Genomic DNA, 20,774 nt, shown 5'->3' with positions numbered 1-20,774 from the left:
ATGAACGCTTAGTCAGTGGCAACATATGGCATCGATGCCAATCAGGTGATACACTTTATTCGACTTTTCTCTATTTAAAGGCAGGAAGTGGCACTCAGTGCCCTGAACTGCAGCAACTATTCCTGCCACTTCAATAGATGGCGAATGGACAATTTTCTTAGTATTGAACGGAAGGCTACGGAATTTAATCAGGAATGGCTATAATGCTTCAAGTATGCCCATATGATCCATCACAAGCTAGTTGCTGAAACACTGCCCCGCAATTTTCGGATGCTGAAATCATCGGCAATATCCTGATCTCGAGCATTCTCTTTGCAGGGATTTCTACACGCTACCCTGAATACCTATGCCAAATGCACAGCTCATCAGAGATTTTATGCAGACTTTATAAATCCACTCTTGTGATCTTAATCAATTTTGAAAGCATATCATTTAATATTTAAATAATAATACTTATCGATTGCATTAGCATTTAAATATTTATACTTGTCAACAACGGTGTATATTTTAAAAATATTTTAAACTCTCTATTATTTACTAATGAGGAGTAATTCATGATTGTTGTGACTAATCGCATTTGCGTAAAAAAAGGCATGGGCAAAAAAATGGCCCCAATGTTTACCAAAGAAGGCCCACTTCAAAGCTTTGATGGTTTTGAAAAAGTTGAAGTTTTAGTCTCAGAACAAGAGGATCATGATGAAATGAGTGTCAATATGTATTGGCAGTCACAAGAACAGTTTGAGGTATGGCGTCAGTCTGATGCCTTTAAACAAGCACATCATCGCCCTACAAATGGTGGCCCTACTGCTGAAAATAATCCAGTGATAAGCTCTAAGTTAGTCATCTCGCAGGTAGCTTCCACTGCGACTAAAATTTAATTATTTTAAGTAACCCGAATCGCGGATAAGAAATTAACTTGAAAAACAGGAGGACTAGAGCCATCAGTTGAGTGAGCACACCAAACCTAAAGCTCTAGTCCTGATATTCGATAGTATCGAATTATTTTGCGTAATTAATGATTTCTTTCTTAAATATGAAGCAACTTATTGGAAATTTCTCAAACAAAGTTGTCATTCTTTAAGAATCCGAACGGCACAAAAGAAAAAAACTAAATACGTCTATATATGTCATAATCAAACCATACAAAACATATGAAAGGTTACAATGTTCCACACAGTCTCTTTATTAACTATAGAACAAATTTATAACTTTTTAAAAGAATCTCCAAATTTTCAGAATAGTACTCAATTTGAAAGGTTGAAGGGGTTTTTCTTTGAACTCCATGACCATAAAATCGGTGAATTTAAAGCGCATCAACCATTAAATTTGACATTAAATTTCAATAAATCCTGGCTAGTAGTAGATGCTGTAGCTGCACCAAATTTTAATCATAAACAATTATTTTTGAAATGGTTATGTATACGATTTAATATCCCGGTTTAAATCAAAAGGACTAATTTTGCATAATACAAAATTAGTCCTTTTAATGAGGCTAAGCTAGCCTTAACTTTTAAAGTACACTTGAAAAATATACTAGCTTAAACTTCGTACTATCTATGCAATTTTGAAAATTTTCCCACTTACAGTACTCTGAAAAAACATTTCAAAACTAGGTCGAATATTTTCCCCATCAACAGTGATATGTTTTATATTCGAATGAGAGCGAGTACTGGCAAACTGATGATCCACAGTCGCTTGAATAGTGTGTTTAACCCCAAACTGATCTTTAACATTAATACTCTGTTTAAGCATGTATATACCTTCCATAAAATTATAGTAGAAACCATTTAAATAAATATATGATTTTTAGTTCTTTTATCTAAACAACTCTATGATCTAGTTTAAACAACTGATTTAAAGAAGTATAAAATGTACGGCCATCTAAATTTAAATCAACCTCCATCCCCGATGAAAGAAGAACTCTTTTACCCACTTCGATTGTTTTTAACCCCTGACGTGTACTTTGCATTTTATTTAGAGGAGTTAATGAAACAATAATTTCGGTACCATTTTTAGCTTTTGCAATTAAATAATTTATTTTTAACAACTTGAATCCTGTTTTTCTGAAAATTTTCCAATTTTGGAAATAACTTTAAAATTTAATTTTAAATTATAAAAAAAGCACTCATGAGTGCTTTTTATTACTGCTTGCTACTGCTTAGATAGCAACAATATTTACAGCATTCGGTCCTTTTTGACCTTGGGCTACGCTGAATTCAACCATTTGGCCTTCCATTAAAGTTTTGAAACCTGAACTTGCGATTTCGCTAAAATGAGCAAAAACGTCTGGACCTGATTCTTGTTGAATGAAACCAAAACCTTTAGTTTCGTTGAACCACTTTACAGTACCTTTAACAACATTTGAGTTTGACATAATATATCCTACTAATTTTTAATAATTTTGAGTCATTTTATTGACTGAGTATAACTTTGAAAATAATAAAGAAGCGACTTAAAATCTGAAAAAACGAAGGATTATGACTAAAACTGCGATACTTAAAGAAGATCTACCGAAACAAGACTTTTTCTAGTTAAGTTAACTATACACTAAAAATATAAATAATCAAGTTTTTTAATATATATATTTATTTTTCTAATAAAAAACCCATATTTTTATAAAAAATAAAATAAAATCAAATATATATTGTAAATATAACAATATAATGTAATATGCTGGTCTAGCAAGTTTGATAAGTAATGAATGCGATTATATAGTTCTGTAATAACAATATTAATGTTTTTAATTTCGGGAATGATGATTTTTTCCCATATGCAAATCATATATCAACCACCAAATTTTACCGCTTTAAATATTGCCAATTAGCAATATTTGATTAAAAAACCGCCTATTAGGCGGTTTTTTAATTTTTGAAGAAATAATAAATGTCTTTATTTAACATAAAACGTCTTATATGTAACCCAAGCTAATTTTGGGCTTTTTCTTGACTAAGTAAAAATTTGGACATTAAACGTGTTGCCCAAGAAGTCGTTTTAAACATTCCCTCATAAAAACCACAATGGTTCCCCCTTCTTGTAGTCACTACAAGGATATTTGGCATCTTCATAATGGCTTGTTTATAAGGTTCCAAATTTTTAATATGACAAACAGGATCATCTTCTGCATTTAAAATCATTAGGGGGATTTTAATATTTTCAAAAACATAAATTGGGTTAGAGGCTTTGACATAGCTTTCATACTCAGAAAATCCAGCCATTTTAAAGTATGTTTTCTCAAATTCGGCTAAAGTTTTGACATGCAAGATTTCCTCCCATTGCGGTATTTTCTGCCATATTTCTTGATGGGGCAAAACAAATTTTCGTATGAGTTTCTTAGTCATGATTTTACTATAAACAGGATGAACATTTTTAAATCCTAGTTCAGTGTTATAACCTGGACAAAGGGCAAATGCAGCCTTAATTGGTGTTTTTTCAGCCTCTTCACCTAAGTACCGTATTAATAATCCTGTTCCGGCAGAAGAGCCTACTGCATATAAATCAGAATTTGGAAATTTTTCTCAACCAATGTCATTATGAGCGTAAGACGATTCAACCGATGTCATTTTTCAATAAATGATTTTTTAGGTTCAAGATCCATCACAAGATTGTTATTCTCAAATAGAAATGTTCTTTTTGGATATTTCTATTTAGAGCTTACACCTTATCTTCGCATAAAAGATTTTATGCCAAATAAGTGAGGTTTATATATCAAAATCATATCAATGACACTAAGTTATTGCAGTGGTATGTTGTTATTGATAAATCTTTTTATGGGAAAAAAATGAAAAAAAATGTAGGAATTATATTTGGGGGGAAATCAACAGAACATGAAGTATCCCTTCAATCTGCAAGAAATATTGTTGATGCTATAGATAAAGAAAAATTTGATGTGACACTGATAGGAATAGATAAAGATGGAATTTGGCATCTTAATGAAAGTACTCAATTTCTATTAAACTCAGATGATCCAAACCTTATAGCCTTACATCCATCTGGAAGAAATTTAGCTTTTATTCCTGGAAAAAGTGAAAAACAAGTTATTGAATTTCAAAATAAAGCTATATCACAGTTAGATGTAATTTTTCCTATTGTTCATGGAACACTTGGAGAAGATGGTTCATTGCAAGGGCTATTAAAAATGGTAAATTTGCCATTTGTAGGCTCTCAAGTATTAAGTTCTGCTATATGTATGGATAAAGATGTATCAAAGAGATTATTACGAGATGCAGGATTAAACGTTACACCATATATAAAATTAACCAAACGAAATAGAATAAATATAGATTTTGAAGTTGCTTGCTCCAAGTTAGGTTTACCATTATTCGTGAAGCCTGCTAATCAAGGATCATCAGTTGGTGTTAGTAAAGTAAATACTGTAGAAGAGTTTGAAATAGCTCTGGATACAGCATTCAACTATGATCATAAGGTATTAATTGAAAAAGGTATTAATGGTAGAGAAATAGAATGTGCTGTTATTGGAAATTACAAACCTATCGCTAGTGTCTGTGGTGAGATCGAGTTATCAGATAGTTTCTATTCTTATGAAACAAAATACATTAATGAAAAAGGCGCAAAGGTAACAATACCAGCCAATATATCAACTGAATTAAGTAAAAAAATTCAAGATATAGCTATCAGTGCATATGAAATTCTGGAATGTACAGGACTAGCAAGAATTGATGTTTTTTTAACAAAAGATGAAACTGTATTTATTAATGAAATAAACACTTTACCGGGTTTCACGAATATAAGTATGTTCCCTAAGTTATGGGAAGAAAGTGGATTGAGCTATTCAGACTTGATCACTTGTTTAATCGAATTGGCTATAGAGCATCATCGAGAACAGGAAAAAATTCAAAATACAGTATTTTAGCTAAAATCAACATAATACATGTTATATGAAATGCTTTATTTTATTTTCTATAAATCATCTGTTTAACTTGAGTCTTTTCAGGGTTCAGCACACTGGAACGGCTCTTTATTGATTTTTTATGTTTTCTACCTATTCTTTGAGTAATGTTCCACAATTACAATCAGGTATTTTAATTATTTAACTCTTTTGATAATCCTTTTAAAAATTACAACCTATCAAAATCTAAAAAATATTAATTTTCTAAAAAAGTCGGTGTTATAAAAAACTTGTCCTTTACTGAGAATTTTTTTATGACAATTTATGTTTCGTTCAATGACATTCTATGTGTCGCAAATAACAAACCTTGAGTCGTGTGATGTTTTTTTAAGCCTGTCATCAATTAACCTAGTTCATTGTTGCAGCAGGGTAAATTGCCGAAAAAAGTTTTAAGCTAATACATTTTGTTTGCTGCTTTAACGTAGTTCTGAAATGCGCCTTAAGTCATTGCCATGATTTCACTGTGCTGATGGCCCATTGCTACCAGAAACTGAAATGAATCAAACCAGGTAGAGTCATCTTTCTTTTCAATCCATGCTTTGGCTTTTCATATTTAAAACAAGCCTGATTGATCAGATGCAATGCCTTAAGCAGCTCTTTAAAAGCTTGCTCATCAGCAGCTAGCTCTACCCCAGTGATTCACTATCCAGATCAGTGATGCATGACATAGTTGAAATGACCTGCACATCACGAGCTTTAAATAGCCCTGTCAAAATCTCATCTGAATGATTTTGGTCTTTAATGAAGCTGTTCAATACTTCAGCATGCATTACCCAAGTATCAAAATCTTTCATCTGGATCTAGCGCACTTCAATGCCATTAATTTTGATGCTTCGATTTGTTGCCAGGAAAAAAGTCATTCATGATTGGGTTCCGGGTATTAAAAAACCACCTGAAGAGGGTTTTCTTTTAATGAAAGACTCTCAATATGAATTCTAATTTTTTTCAACTTTAACTTTGTGTACGAGTCGATGCCCCGTATAAGATTCATGACCTACAGCAATAATATCAATAACGCCCTCGCTCTCTAAATTTAACAATAGATGATAAATTTCCTGCATGTCATTTAGTTCGAAATTACTACCAATCCACTTAATAGCACCAGATTTCATATTTTCTATTTCTTGTTGGATTTTATTGTAATCAACCATAGCCTAGCTCTTATTATCATTTGCGGTTAATTTATATCCGAGGATATATATTTTCAAGCAAGAGTTCTTAACTTTTCGTTAATCAAGTCAACAAAAAGAATCATCTGATAATTGCGCTTACATAAGCCTGTAGCGCCATAACTAAAAGCTTGATCATCTTACATATAGGGACATAGCCAATACACGGCTGGCTTAGTCTCACCTCTACACTGAAATTAAGTCTTAGAAACGTAGAGGAAATTCAAATGAAAAAGTTTTCGCAAGTTCTATTACTAACTTTGTTCGGATTTACTGGAACAATAGCTATCGCAGATGAATCCGTACCTCTAGAGGCTACCGCCGCGGCCGAAGCGCAACAAATTGCTTTAGAATATGGAGATGGACAAGGACAAAAATCTGATTCTTCTGATAAATAGACTGAAGCCCTCAAATGAGGGCTTGTTTCAACACTTGGAGATATTTTAGTACTTCCAATTTAATCCTTGTCCCATTTCATAAATAATGAGTATCAAGGAAAATATCATGAGCGCAATCACGATGGCTTCCGCTTTAGTAGGCACGCTGAATTCTCCAACTATCCAACATACATATGTTAAACAAACTAAACAGTTAATAATACAGCAGTTACAAAAATTTTATCGAATGGTAAAAAAATAATGTTTGGAGTTAGCTCGTTTTTTAAGTTATCCGGTATCAATGGCAATGGCTTTCGCCAGTCTTAGTTTCCTTGTGACAACCCTCCTTATCAGCTCGTCCACCATGAGAAAAAGTTGTAGTTGCGAAGCAATAGACTCAACAATATAACTTTTTTCATACTTGCTCCTTTTATGGTACGAATACTGAGTTTTAGCCTTTTTTGTACAAATTTCAATCATTAAAAACCACCTCAGAGGGTGGTTAAAAATTACATCCATGCATCACATTTATTTGTATTCAGTAATACTAATCGGCTTGCCTTTAACCAATTCCACCACACCTTCGCCACGCTTAAAGTGAATAGACACACCCTTATCATTTGCTAAACGTACACCACTAGCTGCCACAGTTTGTTTTAAACGATGGACTTTACCAGAGTTATCCATCATCTCTGCTGTTTCAAAATTATCAGATGACTTAAGTTGAATGGTCAAATCCATGGGTCCAACAAAGTTTATAACTTGCGTTTCTACCACGGTGTTAACATTAGATGCCGATAAAGCAGATTCATGAGCAGGGTAAGAGTTACATCCTGTTAGTGCTAAAGCTAAAAGGAAGCTACCCACTAAATATTTCATTAAAGTTAGCCTTATAATCAAAAAATACGAAACCGTATATATATATTAGTTATTTAAAATAACGAAAAAACCTTCACTTATATTTAAGTGACAAAAGATGCCATCAAGTGAGGAGCTTAATAATCACTTGTTCCAACTTGCCATACAAGCACTTTTCCAAGACAGTTCAAACTGCTTCTGTTCCGTTTGATTTTCTATAAGTACTAAATTCTTCTCAAGAACAATAAAACGCTGGTAAGGAATATATTTATTGTCTTTATTCTTATAGCTAACTTCCCCACAATCTCCCACTTGATTGCGAAATTTAGATGAATCTGCATTCGGAATAAAGGTTCTAACCTGTTCTCTTGATTCTCTCAGCTGTTTTTCATTTAATACCTCAGGATCTGCTTCAAGGTCTTTAAACTTTTGTTTGCTGCATCCTGCCAGTACTAATATGAATATCCAAATCCCTAGATTTTTCATAATTCCCTCCCGTAGATGGGCTAGAACTTTACATTAATTTTTTAATTATTTTGAAACTGAAAAGTCACTTTATTAAAAACCTCCCGAAGGAGGTTATTTTTTAAACACTGAATTAAAAGCTATCAGAGAATCCAAATACAACGTTGCCCTATTTTACAAATTACATATATTAAGGTAATTACCATTAGTACAATCACCATAAATTCTACTTTAGTTACCATGGTGAATCCTTCAAATTTTACGCATTTATATATTATAGAAATCAAATTTTCAATAAAAAATAATTAGATATCAATTGATTAAAAAGGTAAAAATATTGTGGTTTATATAAAAAAGCCATTCTAAAAAAAGATTTAATTAAATATCTGTCCTACCATATAAAATGCTAGGCATATAATCAATCATAATAATTTTTTCATACTCAATTTCTTATTCATTTTCTCGCTAATGAAGGGCTGAATATATAATTCAAGCACAAAAAAAAGACGCTATTGCGCGGTGGAGTTCTTGTGCCTGTAGAGGGAATTACGCTGCCGGAATCGTCACAATATAACTATACTAGCGATGTGTTGGATCTGTTTCTTTACCTACATCAAATAAAGTCTGCCCTGAAATTTCATATTGCCCTAATTAGTTATGAATTAATGGAAGGGTTATTTCAGGAGACTTTTAGTTCGTTCTAAACGAAGAACTTTGCATTCTCCACTCTAATCACGAGGTCTGAAGCTGTATCAGCCATCAGCAAAGGGCGCATTGAGTTGAACTCTCTGCTCAACTTGATACGCTGCAACTTGTTGAAGTGTCGCAGCACCATACATTTTTTTCGCTACGGCGGCAGATGAAGTCCAAGTGAATCCAAGGAACTCTTCATTGTCGAGAAGCAGCTCGACAATATGATCGTGATCTGGATTATGCAGCTGACCGCCCCACGCAAGGCAGTTTTTAACGCCCCCCTTCTTTAATCTCTGGTGCAGGTGCCAAGCGAATAGCTTCATCTTCCTCGGCCTGATCAATCAGACCTGTCGGTAGGAATAGTCTAAACTGTTCTATACGATGCCTTTAAATCTCTTAGCCACTTAATCGCACGGCCCATGTTGATGTCATTAACTTCAAAGCACTGATAGCGATAACCTATTTCTTCCGCATGTTCATAACGATCAATACGCCATGCTTCTGTAGCTAACTTGCCTTTACCTCCGCCGGACCATGGACCGCCAGCAATTTCTATAAATACTGATATTCAATAACATACAGATTAAAATACCAGTGTTTGGCACTTTTGAAATGAAAATACTCTTCATATTTGATTTCCATTCGATTAAGGCCCTCTTTCAATCGATTGAAGACTTCTGAGTATTTTCTACCAGCTTTAGGTAGTGGCCTATTACAAGGTTTATTTTTAACTGGACCTTTAGCAGTTAAGCCTTTATAGCGTTTTGAATCCATAACTTGCGCTCATTAAAAAACCTCCCGAAGGAGGTCCTATACATTATTGCTCTTTTCAGTTTTTAACCACAGAATGCCTTCAAGATTGTTTGAGTTTGTGGATCAGCAATAACCGTGACTCGTCCTGGATGATAATCTTTAGTTATAGGCTGACCAGGTGCAACAAGTCTTACAACCTCAGCATTTGTTTTTGATTTGATATCAGCTTCACTCGATAATGTCGTACGTGCTAATTTTGCTGCACTTTCAGGCACGCATTTCTTCATCATTTCTGGTTTGTGAACCACTTCAGTTTCGGGAGTACCGGCACAAGCAGTCAAGGCTACTGCAGCAAGAATAAGTGACAAATTATAAATAATTTTCATAAGCTTCTATCTTTAACATATAAAAGCAGGATGATACCTAGGTCGGCTTGGGCAAGCCTAGCCATATCAACAATGTTAATACACTTCTTTAAATATTGAAATTTAAAAAAAACCTACTTAACTCTCCCAAATTAAGCAGGTACATGTCCATTCAGCTATCTTTTTTGTTCTTTTTATGAACAAACATCCTAACAAATAAGTTATCTGTCCAAATAGAATTATTTAACCTCTTTAGACGAATTGCTAATTATTTAATTTCCTTCAAACATTCCGACATTCTTTCCTTTAGAATTACATTGAACCACACCTAAGTTAAGTTGTACCAGCATTTAGGTTTCAGCCTGAAGCACCCCCCTATAATCTAATCAATTTTTAAGATCACGGAATTATCAGCGTAAACAATAAAACTGATAAGCCGGTTTATAACGTTAATTTCAAATACACACATTCAAAAAGAATAGATTTTATAGGTGACTTGAAGCCAAATGCTTCGTACCAATATGAAATACATTATTCTGATACGAAAGACTCAATAAGTATTAATTATACGGATAAGGATAAGAAAAATTATTCTGAGTCGGTAGTAGCATATTCTGCAAAATATGATAAAGAAAATATTTTATTTAATATTGAGTAAATTGTAGAAATTTAAATCCTATTAATCAATATTATACCTCTAGTACTCAATAAGAAGAGCCGAAAGAGCCGCCTAGTTATGAGGGTGACCGCAACGAATACATGGCAGCTTCCTAATCATAGCCATTCGCTTTGCATCACGCATTAAGCATATTTCTCAAAGCTTTTTGATCATTCTTTTGATTGGGCAATTTTCCGATCCACCATGCTCATTTCATCGCATGACATTAATCCGTATGATAGTGCTTGCCATATTAGTGATTTCTGTTTCGTACTTCTCAATGTTATGTTTTGCTTCTATTGTGTCCATTTTCACCACCAATAAGAAAAGAAAAATCCCTGTACATCTAAAATGCAAGGGATTTTGTTTGCCATAATAGGCTCATATATACAGAAAATGTGAGGCTAGTAAAAACTGTATCAGCCTAATATTCCACGGCAATCACAAAGGTGTTCTCGCCCTCTAAATAAGTTTCAAAATTAAAAGCATGTTTGCGGAAATATTCACCCAATTCTAAAATATCATCCTTATCAATAGTATGTAAAGGTACTTTCAAAAGAATTGGATTTTCCTTTCGCTTAGCAATAGCCTGATGAAGCTTAATAAACAATTCTTCGTATGTTAGGGTTATGCTATTAGTCATTTTGGTCACCAGTGATTACCAAAAATACAATTATAACTGAGAAGCAAAACACCTAATGTAAGAATAATTTTATACTTTCAAATAGCATCTATTTCCTTCAAGCAATCCCGGTATTCTTTCTTGCCATTCCTGTTCTCAGTCACACCGTCTAGGCCGAATAAACAGTATATGAATTGGAGCATGTTTTTCCTGATAAAAAATGCCCACTCATGGAAAGGTGAAGTGGGCTTATAAACTAAGGACCATTGAGGGTCACGAAGAAACTACAGCAGTTTCTACCGGTTATTTTCTACACTAATCATATATTTTCCAGTGGCAAAACATACCAACAATAATAATTAAATCATATTGTTGTATAGTTTTAATCTATGATTAATATTTAAAAATCCCTCTTCGCGGGGATAGACGCTACTCACAATCACACCCACCTAACATGCACAGTCTGCTTTAATTGCTTTCAATCCTTTGTAGGGCGGGATGCCAAACCCTGATCTAGATCCCAAGAAGGTAAGTTTACTCGAAGACTTGTTCCACTGGTCAGTACTCGAGCAGGAATAGATTTTCTTTTTATGGACAACAAAAAAGCCCATCTTTCGACGAGCTTTTATTTTATTCTTATAAAAATTAGCTATTGGGTATTTTAAACTTTTCAGACAGTTTTTCCAGACTCTCTAATCTTTCTTGCTTTGAAAGACTATACATGTGGAAACACAACAAGAATATAAGTGCTAATAATACTCCGCCTAAAATCACAACCCTTTGGCTGGTCATAAGGATTCTTCTTGATTTAAACTTAAGCCTTAGTATGACACCCATTTGTTTAAACAAAATAACAAAAAAGCTCAATCTGTGATCGATCTTATATATAGACACAAACAATCAATTATTAATTAGAGATATAACATACATCTAATTTTCCTTTATTCTGCTTATAACAGGTCCAGTCACCTTTGGCTTGGTTAGCAATAATATTTTTAGTTTTATAGTTTCGAAAATATTTTTTGGCTTCACGCACATCTTCAGGAATAGTTCCAAGATGAGGCACGCATTTCCCACCACAAGCTACAGACTGTTCGATAAGGTATTCTTGCTTATTAAATTGTAAATCGATGTATGACGCCCCCACATCTCCGCCTGAGAGAATCATACAAGCATAAGATTGTTTCGCCCCATCCACAAAGAAACACTCACCTTCTTTGGTCGGATTTTGATAAGCAAACGCAAAGCTAGATAACCCTAATAATCCAATAGCAATAATACCCTTCATAATTCAAATCCATTTGTTATTAAATACATAAAAAAACACCCACAAACTAAAAGTTTGCAGGTATTGAAATTCTTTAAATTTTTGATCAAGCCGTAATACGACCATTATAGAAAAATCATACTTGAATCAGAAAAATATTACTAGCATTATGCTTCGAATTCTTTATAGGTATTTTTCTTATGCTTTTTAATGGCTTTGGCTGCTTCATCTATTGCAGAGTCAATCGCTAGCGTCATCAATTTTTCATATTGTTTCCAAGTGCCATCATAGGCTTTTAAGGTCATCTAAAGATATCTTCAGGCTCTAAATATAGAACTCAAGCCAAATTAATGAGTTAGACGACCAATGTATATTGGTAGCTCAGGTAGTTGACTGGCACACGCATGTTTATCGAGCGAGAATAAGAGTTAGAGGGAATTAACAAAAGCCAACATATTCAGCGTTGTCTAAATTGATAAAATCGCCGTTTGCTACAGAAAATTTAAGATTGTTAAGGATTGAAGTGAATATTCAAAATGATTTATCAGAATTAAGTAATTACAGTGAGTTAAGCAGTAAAGAGCAAGTAACTATCCATCAAACGCTTATTTCGTACGTCCGCTCAGATCACCTCTATAATATTATCTTGACCCATAATGTTGAACCTTACGACTTGGTTAAACTTGTAAGTATTAGTTTTGAGAATAGAGATGCTGCTATTTGGGTTCATTTTGAAACTATTACAGCTGAGAGACTAACCATGCCTCTCGATTTTATTTCAAGAATAGAAGTATGTAATTACGAAGTTTTTTAAATTAGAATTGAGACACCTAACCCACCCTAGCAGTGGGTTTTATCTTAAATAAGATCCAAGACAAAATAGAAATACACCTGGTAACATACATAAGAAGCCTGCAGCTTGTGCATCCATATAATTCTTGACCTTTTTATGTAAAATATGTGGTCCAAAAATTATCCCTGTAAAGCATAATATAAATCCTATAATTATTAGAAGCGATGACATGATTTTAATCTCTTATTTTTTCTAATTTTATCTTAAACAATCCGATATGTACGAGTTTTCTTTTATAAGATTCTCTATATAATTTAAAGTTAAATAACAATAAACTTTATATTTTTTCTTATATGTGAAGCTTATCCCAAAAAATTTAAAGGAAACTATCTATCAGTTCTTATAAGATTGTCCCCCAATGCGTATAATGAAGATAAACTTTTGAATGATTTAGATAAATCACTAAATTAATATAAATTTTATTATAATATAAAGGGTAAGATAATTTTCCTCTCGACTTTACAATTTCCTTTCGTTGTTAATAATAACGATACATATTGAATGTTTCTTTAGACCTATAATTTTGAAAATTTTTTTGGTAGCTTCTCTTCATTATGACTTTTTATATATTTCTAATACTCATGAATATCGCAGCCATAATGGCAGTGATTGCATTTTTTCATAAGTAATAAGAAAACTACATCTTGGTATTCTTCTTCGCTGGCTAATTTTAAATTTCATTATAAAAATAAATTTCTTTAAGCATTATTTTTGGTATAAATTTCACACATTTCTATATAATACCTATTTTGACTCCCTTTTATAAGAATTATTCATATGTTGTGTATTTCACATATATATTCTTACTATTGCAGTAGGTTCACTTCATGAATAATATTAACTTTAAGAACTTTGAAGAAGCTGGCCAAGCCATTTTAAAATTCTTATCTCAACGATTTGGCTTTAAATTATGGATGATTACTCGTACAGAGGGTGATGACTGGATCGTGTTACTAAGTGAAGATAATGGTTATAACGTTAAGCCTGGACAAGTATTTCATTGGGCAGACTCATTCTGCTCACACATGGTGCAAAGCAATGCGCCCCGTATTGCTCCCTATTCACCAGATATTCAAGTTTACGCAGACGCACCTATAAATCACCTAGTCCCAATTAAAGCCTATATCGGCCAACCTCTGTATAAAGAAGATGGCTCTCTTTTTGGTACTTTATGTGCAATTGATCCCGAACCTCAACCTAAAATTCTTGTTGAAGATGCTCCATTATTCGAGCTGATAGCAAAGGTACTCAGTTATACGATTCAAGCCGATATAAAAGCTGCTGAGTACATACGTAAAGCTGAGCGTTTTGAAATGGAAGCAATGTCCGACCCAATGACTGGACTTTTCAACCGTCGTGCCTGGGATGAGCTGATTATCAAAGAGGAAGAGCGCTGTAAGCGCTATGGGCATCCTACTGCTATTCTTATGATAGACCTTAATGATCTTAAGATCACAAATGATACTCTGGGTCATGCTGCAGGTGATGAGCTCATTCAAAGAATGGCTTTAGCTCTCAAAAATACGGTACGTAGTAATGATATTATCGCTCGCTTAGGGGGTGATGAGTTTGCTGTGATGACTATTGAAACTAACTTAGAGCATGCTAAAAAGCTTGCATCAAGAATTCAAAATACTTTTGCAAAAGTTGGAATTAGTGCTGCAATTGGTCTTGCAATGCGTAATCCAACCTTTGGGTTAGCTGAAGCTATCAAAGAAGCAGATGCAAAGATGTATCAGAATAAAGTTATGGTCAAATCAAGTAGCCATTAATTAAACTACTTGCACGATGTATTCTTTGTATCTGTTAAGGTCCTATCTACAATCTGAAGATATGCAATTGAAATAGTCACATGCACTTCACACAATCTGATACGCGATTTTGCCCAAATATTTTTATCTCTGGTCAAAAAACTTATGATTTTCCCATCTCAAAACTTCATAATTATTGCTTTTTAAAACACTTTATATCTTTATATTTTATAATCTAATTATTTGTTTACTTTAAAAAAATAATACCTATAATCCCATCTGCTCATTACGAGAAGCAGACATGATGAAAAGAAAAATTCTCCAAATTCTATTAGTACCCTTTCTCTATACGAGCTGTTATAGAACTTCGTCGGAAGATGACCCGAAATCTATAGTGACAAATATAGAGAGATCAAAAAATCTCTTGGCTCTTTCAGCTCACTCGGGAATTTGTCACCATGTTGGTACGGTCTAAAATCAGCATCGATCAGATCTACTCAGACAGACTGCTGATGTTGTTCAACCAGTATCTCAGCAAGAGTTTTTTTATGATTTGAACTGCCGTATAACCAAAACAGAGCAAACATGAATGGTGGGTAATTCTGTTTACCTTCATTTATCACGCGCTTTAGTTGAAGCAAACTTTAAACATAAAAATATTTATAAAGGGGCAGCTTAATGATTGAAATGAGCACAATTGCAGTACCCAACTTCATCATTGATGAGCTGCACAAGGACAAGGCTTTTAATCTGGCACCGAACTAACAACAAGCCGATGTTTCTTTTGGGTAGTAGAAGAATTTCAAGGTAATTTTAGGCTATCTATTTCCTATAAATTAGGCATAACAACCGTTCCAGTTGATAATGAAAATGCCAATGCAATTTACCCATATGCTTTCAAGCTATATTGCGAAGCATGACCGATCTGGAGTCGTACAGAGCTTAAAGGAGGTGTCTTAAATGGATATTTTTCAAATTACTGTACAAAATGAAGCACCTCAATTATTTATAGGATCTGAGATTGGCGGTGCAAAGATCATATCGATTAAGGATGTAAGCCCAAAACTGGTATCAGCAGCTGAATTGGCTCAGCACTATGGCATTAGTGTAGATGCTGTACGTGATCGCTGTGCAGAGATTAACAAAGGCACTCGAGGCAAATGTCTTTACGACCCAGAGCAGGCAAATTTGATTTTGACTGCTAAGCCAGTGGCTAAGCGTGGGCGTGCTAGGAAGAATTAGTGACTATGAAATATAAAAAATGGCTTTAAGCTACTGTTTTTGCTTAAAACCCTTATAACTTAATGTTTAGAATCTTGGTAGGTATAAGCAGACTCGAACTGCTGACCTCTACGATGTCAACGTAGCGCTCTAACCAACTGAGCTATACACCTAGAATGCTTGGCATATTATAAATTTTTTCTCATGAAGACAAGCCTTTTCATTTAGTTTTTAAAACATCCGCGCAAGTTTTAAGCAAATCCTTGAATTTTTTCATTTCTTGCTCCGTCATTGTTATTCCTGAATACAGATTTTTTTCAAAAACCTTTATGGCTTGAATAAAGGCAGTCTGGTTTTCAACCTGAACCTGCTGGGATAAACGTAACATCCACTGATGAAAGGTTTCAGCTGGCTGTTTTTTGAAATCGTCAGCTAAAGATTGATTCAACTGTTGAATCATACGATCATATGGAGCTTGAGCTTGTCTTGCCTTCAAATAAATTCTCAAGATGTAGAGGAATATTAGTATACTGATACCAGATATTAGTATAACGACGCTGGAATAGATTGAATCTAGGCCCAATTTCGCTAACCAGCCCTGTTGTGATTCTGCATTATAACCCACCACCTTACTTTGCCATTGGTAGCTGGCATAATCGCTCCAAACACGTATTTTGGTCATCCACTGATTATTCTGTGATGCCCAGGTTGAATTATTTGCCGATACACGTTCATCTTGAGACATTAGATTTTGCATTCCGTTGTCTATACGCTGTGGAGCAATCATAGCGGTTGGATCAAAGCGCTGCCATTTCTGATCAATCCAGACCTCTGTCCAGGCATGGGCATCCATTTGTCGGACCTCCCAACTCATCCGATCCGGGGCCAACTCTCCCCCTTGATAACCTGTGACCACCCGTGCAGGAATTCCAACATAACGCATCAACATTACGAAACTCGATGCATAGTGTTCACAAAACCCCTGACGGGAATTAAATAGGAATTCATCAATCCGGTTTTGTCCCAATTGACCCGGTTTTAAAGTATAAACAAAATTATTCTGCTGATACCAGTTCAAGACTTGTTGCACATAACGACGTGGCTCTTTAGCACTTTGTTCATATAGATGTAATGCCAATTTCTGGGCTCGAGGGTCTAGGCTACGCTGCACTTGAGTATTCATTCGCTCGATATATTGGCTTGGCAGTGTTTGAGGCTCGTATTTTGTACCGACCCATTGTAATGAAATCGGTTCAACGCGTTGCGTAAGCCGTCGCGGTACAATGCTCCAGTCCTGACGGTTATAATAACGGCGTTCCACAGGTATGGATTTTTCCAGCCCCATGATCCAGAACACCGAAGGATCTGCAGCCAGATATTGATAACTCCAGCCTGTAGACACTGCAGATGTATCCATCGATGGTTGCATTAAAGGCTGTTGATTGCTGAAATTGCTGGTCCAGCGCTGCCCATCATATTCATCTAGTACCAGGGCTCGCCAATACAAATCTGAACGTGATGGGAGCTTGCTGACATCACCGATAATCCGGAAAGCAAGGGCACTGGATTGGGACAATTCGGCAATATCACCGGGCGACATGCTGTCGCTAATGCCTGTTACACCTTTGTTTTCTGGAATAGGAATATACCAAAGCGGAGGCAAGCGCGGGAAGAAAATAAATAACAGTATGAAAAATGGAACGGCGTAGAAGACAAACTGGCCCACATGTTTGGCATCCTGTTGCAATGCTGTGCCCAGAGTGGTCTGTTCCTGTTCAAATTCGCTGGTCTGAATCCGGTACAGGCCAATCAGACAGCTGATTAAACACAGTACAATCACGATTGCCATCCCAAATGACTGACTGTATAAGAATGAACTTGCAGCGACAAAAAGGGCAAAATTAAACAGGATAATCAGGTCTCGTTTATTTTTGCTCTCCAGTGATTTGGCAAATAAAAATGTAGATAAAACAGCCACTCCTGCATCTACGCCAATAAAACTTTGATAATTCAAATAAATACTGCCCAGTGCCAACGACGTCAGCAGAAAAGTACCAATTTTTGGAAATGGCTGCTGACGCTTCTGATAAATCCAGATACACAGAATACTGATGGCAAAAATTATACTGAGTAGCACAGGAATAAATGCCATTTGGGCGATGAGAATCAGCCCCAGAGTCAGTACAATCGAGGTACAGATTTTTGCATTCATCGTTTCTTTATCCACTTTAGGCCTGCGCCAACAATTGTTTGGCTTTCCGTAGTTGTTCTTCCCCTGCTCCCTGTGGCAACTCGGCCTGTGGCAAATGCAGGCTATAGGCACATTGCTGCTGCTCGCACTGCTCGACCAGACCCATTACAAATTCAAGTTTTTCTTCATGTGACTGGCTTGGCATATGCTCATAATGAATCTCGATACTGTGTTCATCCTGATATTGTTCAAAGACTTTGACATATAAGCCTTGTCCACGTGCAAACTGCTTCCAGGAGACAGCCTGCAAGGAATCCCCAGACTGATAATTGCGTAATTCACGAAATTCATCCATATCCGGTTCAAAGCGGTTAAAGTAATATTTATTTTCAGCCGTAAAAGCTTCAGCCTTAGGAGCAATCCAGGCAGAATGCTGATGATAAAGATAGGTCCAGGCTCGAACCAGACCAAAGGGATAAACCGAATAAATCTGAATGATCGGGTAATCAAACTTGCCACGTTGCTCTGTGTAAAATGGCAGGATAAATTGCTGCTTTGCTGCATTCAGATAAAATTTTGCTATCTGATCTCCTGCCTTGATATATACATATCGCGGACGAAGCTGCTGCTGTTGAAAATAAAAATGTAGATTCAGGCTATTCCCTACCTGACCAATATCATCTGCAATTAATTCAATTTTCAGGTCATGCAATTGTTTGAAAGTCAGATAGAAACTAACACACAGCACGGCACTGATTAAAAAACAAAAACCTAAAATCAGGTTATTGGCATAATTCACTCCGGCCACAAAGGTGATCAAGATCAAAACAAGATACAGATAACCCTGCCGATAAATAAATACCAGAACATCTTTCTGTGAGAGCTGTTTCTGCTGTGAAAATTGAAAGCGTTTGGCCAGCCATTTTTGCCAGGTTCTATCCAAGAGAAAACTCCTTTAGCTGACCGCAACCTGTTGCATGACATTAAAGGCTTCTGCCTCACTTAAACCCAGACGATGTGAAGTCACCGCAACAAATACGGCCTGTACATCATCGGGCGTGACAAAGGCACGTTGCTGAATCAGGGCATGTGCTTGTGCTGCACGCTTCAGGGCCAATAAGCCACGTGTGGAAAGTCCATGTCGTTTTTTACGGGTTTCTTCTGCCAGATCGAGCAGATATTCCTGAATGGCTTCACTGATAAATACCTGATGCGTCAGGCTTTGTAGTTCCAGTATCTCATCTTCAGTGAAAATATGGGTCAGGCTCGCAATCAGGGCAAAACGGGATTCCTGCTGTAATAAAAGTTTTTCTGCATGGCGCGATGGATAACCCAAGGATAAACGCATCAGAAAACGGTCAAGCTGGGATTCAGGTAAAGCATAAGTACCACTTTGAAACAGCGGGTTTTGTGTTGCAAGCACCCAGAAGGGTTTGGGCAAGGCATAGCGCACGCCATCAATGGTGGCATAGCCTTCTTCCATGGCTTCAAGTAAGGCACTCTGGGTTTTGGGACTGCAACGGTTAATTTCATCTGCCAGTAAAATCTGGGTAAAAATCGGCCCTTGTTTAAACTCAAACCGGTGTTCTTTCTGATTAAACATATTAATGCCGATCACATCACTGGCCAGCATGTCATTGGTAAACTGGATCCGTTGGAACTTCAATCCTGCCAGATGTGCCAGACTGCTGGCTAATGTGGTTTTTCCCAGCCCGGGTAAATCTTCAAACAGGACATGTCCACCCGCAATCAGGCAACAGAGTGCCAGTTTGGTCTGAGCCTGCTTGTCCAGCACAATGGCATTAACTTCTTCAAAAAAATGCTGGATCTTGGGTGAATAACTTGCAATCTTTTGTTCAAGCCCTGTATTGATGTATGCAATGTCGTTATTTTCCTTTTGTTTCATGCCCCAGATCACAGTAAATTCCTTAATAAAACATGGTCTAGGATTAACATACACTGAAATTTAAATTTTCCCAAAAGATCAATCATCTGTCTATGTAACTGAATAAATACACTCACTAGAAAATACCGGAATAGAAAGAACATACAGAAATGAGATCTAGAAAATAAAAATGACTGCTACAGACAGAGATATTTTTTGATCAAATATCAAAATACTTATAGGACTTTGCCGTCTCTTGAAAAGACTTATACATAAAAATTCATACTTAAAAGGTATATACACCCAGATCATTTTTTTGATTTTTATAATTTTTTTGGAAATAGCTCAACTCATGCAATCAGGGTTATTAGGTGGCCTATTCTTTTAGAGAAAAAAAAGCGCCCCGAAAGGCGCTTGCTGTTACTTAACCATTAACATGGACATTTCTTCATACCACCACCCGCGGATGGATAACGCGAATCTACACAGTGGCGATAGAAAGTCTTAGGATCCATCGGTTCCAGATCCGGGTGATGCTTGCGCATATGCTCCACATAGGTCTGATAATCTGGCACACCGACCATCAAACGGAAACTTTGCTGCAAACGTTGCCACAAGGTCGCAATCCGTGACCAGTTTTTCGGATTCAGGATCAAATCCTTCTGCGACATCACGGTCATCTTGATGATTTTATAAATCATCGTTTTCCCGCTTTTGGCAAACTTCAGATTCATAATATT

General features: G+C 35.7%; 21 protein-coding genes, 1 tRNA gene and 6 pseudogenes. 8 read left to right on the top strand and 20 right to left on the bottom strand.

What is annotated here, in order from left to right:
* Nucleotides 1-554: 554 nt before the first annotated feature.
* Together VXQ11_RS01720 and VXQ11_RS01715 are read left to right on the top strand one after the other, a co-directional pair.
* The gene (locus VXQ11_RS01720; protein ID WP_416681807.1) at nucleotides 555-878 is read left to right on the top strand and encodes a heme oxygenase; all 324 of its coding nucleotides are present in this window, start codon (nucleotides 555-557) and stop codon (nucleotides 876-878) included.
* Nucleotides 879-981: 103 nt separating this feature from the next.
* A pseudogene (locus VXQ11_RS01715) lies at nucleotides 982-1,125 on the top strand (IS982 family transposase); the annotation flags it as partial.
* Nucleotides 1,126-1,554: 429 nt separating this feature from the next.
* Here VXQ11_RS01715 and VXQ11_RS01710 read toward each other — a convergent pair.
* The 4 genes and pseudogenes from VXQ11_RS01710 to VXQ11_RS01695 all read right to left on the bottom strand — a co-directional run.
* Complete coding sequence (locus VXQ11_RS01710) at nucleotides 1,555-1,752, bottom strand: hypothetical protein (protein ID WP_064095820.1); 198 nt, start codon at nucleotides 1,750-1,752, stop codon at nucleotides 1,555-1,557.
* A gap of 67 nt (nucleotides 1,753-1,819) precedes the next feature.
* Nucleotides 1,820-2,047 carry a hypothetical protein gene (locus VXQ11_RS01705; RefSeq protein WP_005168316.1) on the bottom strand — a complete coding sequence of 76 codons (228 nt, stop codon included), beginning with the start codon at nucleotides 2,045-2,047 and terminating at the stop codon, nucleotides 1,820-1,822.
* Between the two features lie 111 nt (nucleotides 2,048-2,158).
* Nucleotides 2,159-2,374, bottom strand: coding sequence for a cold-shock protein (locus VXQ11_RS01700; protein ID WP_005237341.1), 216 nt, complete (start codon nucleotides 2,372-2,374; stop codon nucleotides 2,159-2,161).
* 550 nt (nucleotides 2,375-2,924) lie between these two features.
* A pseudogene (locus tag VXQ11_RS01695) lies at nucleotides 2,925-3,509 on the bottom strand (alpha/beta fold hydrolase); the annotation flags it as partial.
* Between the two features lie 269 nt (nucleotides 3,510-3,778).
* Here VXQ11_RS01695 and ddlA point away from each other — a divergent pair.
* On the top strand, nucleotides 3,779-4,870 hold the full coding sequence (gene ddlA / locus VXQ11_RS01690) for a D-alanine--D-alanine ligase (protein ID WP_416705260.1): 1,092 nt from the start codon (nucleotides 3,779-3,781) through the stop codon (nucleotides 4,868-4,870).
* Nucleotides 4,871-5,348: 478 nt separating this feature from the next.
* On the opposite strand, the pseudogene VXQ11_RS01685 reads toward ddlA, so the two are convergent.
* Together VXQ11_RS01685 and VXQ11_RS01680 are read right to left on the bottom strand one after the other, a co-directional pair.
* A pseudogene (locus VXQ11_RS01685) lies at nucleotides 5,349-5,766 on the bottom strand (hypothetical protein); the annotation flags it as partial.
* A 75-nt stretch (nucleotides 5,767-5,841) separates the two neighbouring features.
* A complete protein-coding gene (locus VXQ11_RS01680) occupies nucleotides 5,842-6,057 on the bottom strand; it encodes a hypothetical protein (RefSeq protein WP_191731401.1) in 216 nt (71 codons plus the stop codon).
* Nucleotides 6,058-6,302: 245 nt separating this feature from the next.
* Here VXQ11_RS01680 and VXQ11_RS01675 point away from each other — a divergent pair, with 245 nt between their 5' ends.
* Together VXQ11_RS01675 and VXQ11_RS01670 are read left to right on the top strand one after the other, a co-directional pair.
* A complete protein-coding gene (locus tag VXQ11_RS01675; RefSeq protein ID WP_416705259.1) occupies nucleotides 6,303-6,473 on the top strand; it encodes a hypothetical protein in 171 nt (56 codons plus the stop codon).
* A gap of 106 nt (nucleotides 6,474-6,579) precedes the next feature.
* The gene (locus VXQ11_RS01670) at nucleotides 6,580-6,714 is read left to right on the top strand and encodes a hypothetical protein (RefSeq protein ID WP_263600655.1); all 135 of its coding nucleotides are present in this window, start codon (nucleotides 6,580-6,582) and stop codon (nucleotides 6,712-6,714) included.
* A 36-nt stretch (nucleotides 6,715-6,750) separates the two neighbouring features.
* On the opposite strand, the pseudogene VXQ11_RS01665 reads toward VXQ11_RS01670, so the two are convergent.
* The 9 genes and pseudogenes from VXQ11_RS01665 to VXQ11_RS01625 form a co-directional block, all read right to left on the bottom strand.
* Nucleotides 6,751-6,816 (bottom strand): annotated as a pseudogene (locus VXQ11_RS01665) (YHYH domain-containing protein); the annotation flags it as partial.
* Between the two features lie 164 nt (nucleotides 6,817-6,980).
* A complete protein-coding gene (locus tag VXQ11_RS01660; protein ID WP_416705258.1) occupies nucleotides 6,981-7,331 on the bottom strand; it encodes a hypothetical protein in 351 nt (116 codons plus the stop codon).
* A gap of 123 nt (nucleotides 7,332-7,454) precedes the next feature.
* Nucleotides 7,455-7,796 carry a hypothetical protein gene (locus VXQ11_RS01655; RefSeq protein WP_416705257.1) on the bottom strand — a complete coding sequence of 114 codons (342 nt, stop codon included), beginning with the start codon at nucleotides 7,794-7,796 and terminating at the stop codon, nucleotides 7,455-7,457.
* Nucleotides 7,797-8,614: 818 nt separating this feature from the next.
* Nucleotides 8,615-8,846: pseudogene (locus tag VXQ11_RS01650) on the bottom strand (hypothetical protein); the annotation flags it as partial.
* Nucleotides 8,847-9,020: 174 nt separating this feature from the next.
* Nucleotides 9,021-9,242: a hypothetical protein gene (locus VXQ11_RS01645; RefSeq protein WP_416705256.1), complete on the bottom strand. Its 222-nt coding sequence runs from the start codon at nucleotides 9,240-9,242 to the stop codon at nucleotides 9,021-9,023.
* A gap of 62 nt (nucleotides 9,243-9,304) precedes the next feature.
* Nucleotides 9,305-9,607, bottom strand: a complete 303-nt coding sequence (locus VXQ11_RS01640) for an I78 family peptidase inhibitor (RefSeq protein ID WP_064101747.1) — start codon at nucleotides 9,605-9,607, stop codon at nucleotides 9,305-9,307.
* 1,061 nt (nucleotides 9,608-10,668) lie between these two features.
* A complete protein-coding gene (locus VXQ11_RS01635; protein ID WP_064095453.1) occupies nucleotides 10,669-10,887 on the bottom strand; it encodes a hypothetical protein in 219 nt (72 codons plus the stop codon).
* Nucleotides 10,888-11,773: 886 nt separating this feature from the next.
* Entirely contained in the window at nucleotides 11,774-12,154 is a 381-nt protein-coding gene (locus VXQ11_RS01630) for a hypothetical protein (protein ID WP_416705255.1), read from the bottom strand.
* Nucleotides 12,155-12,300: 146 nt separating this feature from the next.
* A pseudogene (locus VXQ11_RS01625) lies at nucleotides 12,301-12,438 on the bottom strand (hypothetical protein); the annotation flags it as partial.
* 218 nt (nucleotides 12,439-12,656) lie between these two features.
* Here VXQ11_RS01625 and VXQ11_RS01620 point away from each other — a divergent pair.
* The 3 genes from VXQ11_RS01620 to VXQ11_RS01610 all read left to right on the top strand — a co-directional run bounded on the left by VXQ11_RS01620 (nucleotide 12,657) and on the right by VXQ11_RS01610 (nucleotide 15,979).
* Nucleotides 12,657-12,947: a hypothetical protein gene (locus VXQ11_RS01620; protein ID WP_416705254.1), complete on the top strand. Its 291-nt coding sequence runs from the start codon at nucleotides 12,657-12,659 to the stop codon at nucleotides 12,945-12,947.
* Nucleotides 12,948-13,813: 866 nt separating this feature from the next.
* Nucleotides 13,814-14,758, top strand: a complete 945-nt coding sequence (locus tag VXQ11_RS01615) for a sensor domain-containing diguanylate cyclase (RefSeq protein WP_064095456.1) — start codon at nucleotides 13,814-13,816, stop codon at nucleotides 14,756-14,758.
* Between the two features lie 939 nt (nucleotides 14,759-15,697).
* Complete coding sequence (locus tag VXQ11_RS01610) at nucleotides 15,698-15,979, top strand: hypothetical protein (protein ID WP_416705253.1); 282 nt, start codon at nucleotides 15,698-15,700, stop codon at nucleotides 15,977-15,979.
* 75 nt (nucleotides 15,980-16,054) lie between these two features.
* Here the strand turns inward: VXQ11_RS01610 and VXQ11_RS01605 are convergent.
* The 5 genes from VXQ11_RS01605 to VXQ11_RS01585 form a co-directional block, all read right to left on the bottom strand.
* Nucleotides 16,055-16,131, bottom strand: a tRNA-Val gene (locus VXQ11_RS01605).
* A 47-nt stretch (nucleotides 16,132-16,178) separates the two neighbouring features.
* A complete protein-coding gene (locus VXQ11_RS01600) occupies nucleotides 16,179-18,170 on the bottom strand; it encodes a transglutaminaseTgpA domain-containing protein (RefSeq protein WP_416705252.1) in 1,992 nt (663 codons plus the stop codon).
* A 16-nt stretch (nucleotides 18,171-18,186) separates the two neighbouring features.
* The gene (locus tag VXQ11_RS01595) at nucleotides 18,187-19,092 is read right to left on the bottom strand and encodes a DUF58 domain-containing protein (protein WP_064095458.1); all 906 of its coding nucleotides are present in this window, start codon (nucleotides 19,090-19,092) and stop codon (nucleotides 18,187-18,189) included.
* Nucleotides 19,093-19,104: 12 nt separating this feature from the next.
* Complete coding sequence (locus VXQ11_RS01590) at nucleotides 19,105-20,067, bottom strand: AAA family ATPase (protein ID WP_171255250.1); 963 nt, start codon at nucleotides 20,065-20,067, stop codon at nucleotides 19,105-19,107.
* A gap of 398 nt (nucleotides 20,068-20,465) precedes the next feature.
* Complete coding sequence (locus VXQ11_RS01585; RefSeq protein WP_171254926.1) at nucleotides 20,466-20,771, bottom strand: YbdD/YjiX family protein; 306 nt, start codon at nucleotides 20,769-20,771, stop codon at nucleotides 20,466-20,468.
* Nucleotides 20,772-20,774: the final 3 nt, after the last annotated feature.

This window comes from Acinetobacter sp. 197 (assembly GCF_048148385.1).
GTDB lineage: Bacteria > Pseudomonadota > Gammaproteobacteria > Pseudomonadales > Moraxellaceae > Acinetobacter > Acinetobacter pecorum.
The sequence above is the reverse complement of the archived record's forward strand: the minus strand, read 5'-3'. Positions and strand labels throughout refer to the sequence as shown.

Coding starts and splice junctions, on each gene's coding strand:
- VXQ11_RS01720 (WP_416681807.1), top strand. CDS start 555: ATGATTGTTGTGACTAATCGCATTTGCGTAAAAAAAGGCATGGGCAAA.
- VXQ11_RS01710 (WP_064095820.1), bottom strand. CDS start 1,752: ATGCTTAAACAGAGTATTAATGTTAAAGATCAGTTTGGGGTTAAACAC.
- VXQ11_RS01700 (WP_005237341.1), bottom strand. CDS start 2,374: ATGTCAAACTCAAATGTTGTTAAAGGTACTGTAAAGTGGTTCAACGAA.
- ddlA (WP_416705260.1), top strand. CDS start 3,779: ATGAAAAAAAATGTAGGAATTATATTTGGGGGGAAATCAACAGAACAT.
- VXQ11_RS01680 (WP_191731401.1), bottom strand. CDS start 6,057: ATGGTTGATTACAATAAAATCCAACAAGAAATAGAAAATATGAAATCT.
- VXQ11_RS01675 (WP_416705259.1), top strand. CDS start 6,303: ATGAAAAAGTTTTCGCAAGTTCTATTACTAACTTTGTTCGGATTTACT.
- VXQ11_RS01670 (WP_263600655.1), top strand. CDS start 6,580: ATGAGCGCAATCACGATGGCTTCCGCTTTAGTAGGCACGCTGAATTCT.
- VXQ11_RS01660 (WP_416705258.1), bottom strand. CDS start 7,331: ATGAAATATTTAGTGGGTAGCTTCCTTTTAGCTTTAGCACTAACAGGA.
- VXQ11_RS01655 (WP_416705257.1), bottom strand. CDS start 7,796: ATGAAAAATCTAGGGATTTGGATATTCATATTAGTACTGGCAGGATGC.
- VXQ11_RS01645 (WP_416705256.1), bottom strand. CDS start 9,242: ATGGATTCAAAACGCTATAAAGGCTTAACTGCTAAAGGTCCAGTTAAA.
- VXQ11_RS01640 (WP_064101747.1), bottom strand. CDS start 9,607: ATGAAAATTATTTATAATTTGTCACTTATTCTTGCTGCAGTAGCCTTG.
- VXQ11_RS01635 (WP_064095453.1), bottom strand. CDS start 10,887: ATGACTAATAGCATAACCCTAACATACGAAGAATTGTTTATTAAGCTT.
- VXQ11_RS01630 (WP_416705255.1), bottom strand. CDS start 12,154: ATGAAGGGTATTATTGCTATTGGATTATTAGGGTTATCTAGCTTTGCG.
- VXQ11_RS01615 (WP_064095456.1), top strand. CDS start 13,814: ATGAATAATATTAACTTTAAGAACTTTGAAGAAGCTGGCCAAGCCATT.
- VXQ11_RS01610 (WP_416705253.1), top strand. CDS start 15,698: ATGGATATTTTTCAAATTACTGTACAAAATGAAGCACCTCAATTATTT.
- VXQ11_RS01600 (WP_416705252.1), bottom strand. CDS start 18,170: ATGAATGCAAAAATCTGTACCTCGATTGTACTGACTCTGGGGCTGATT.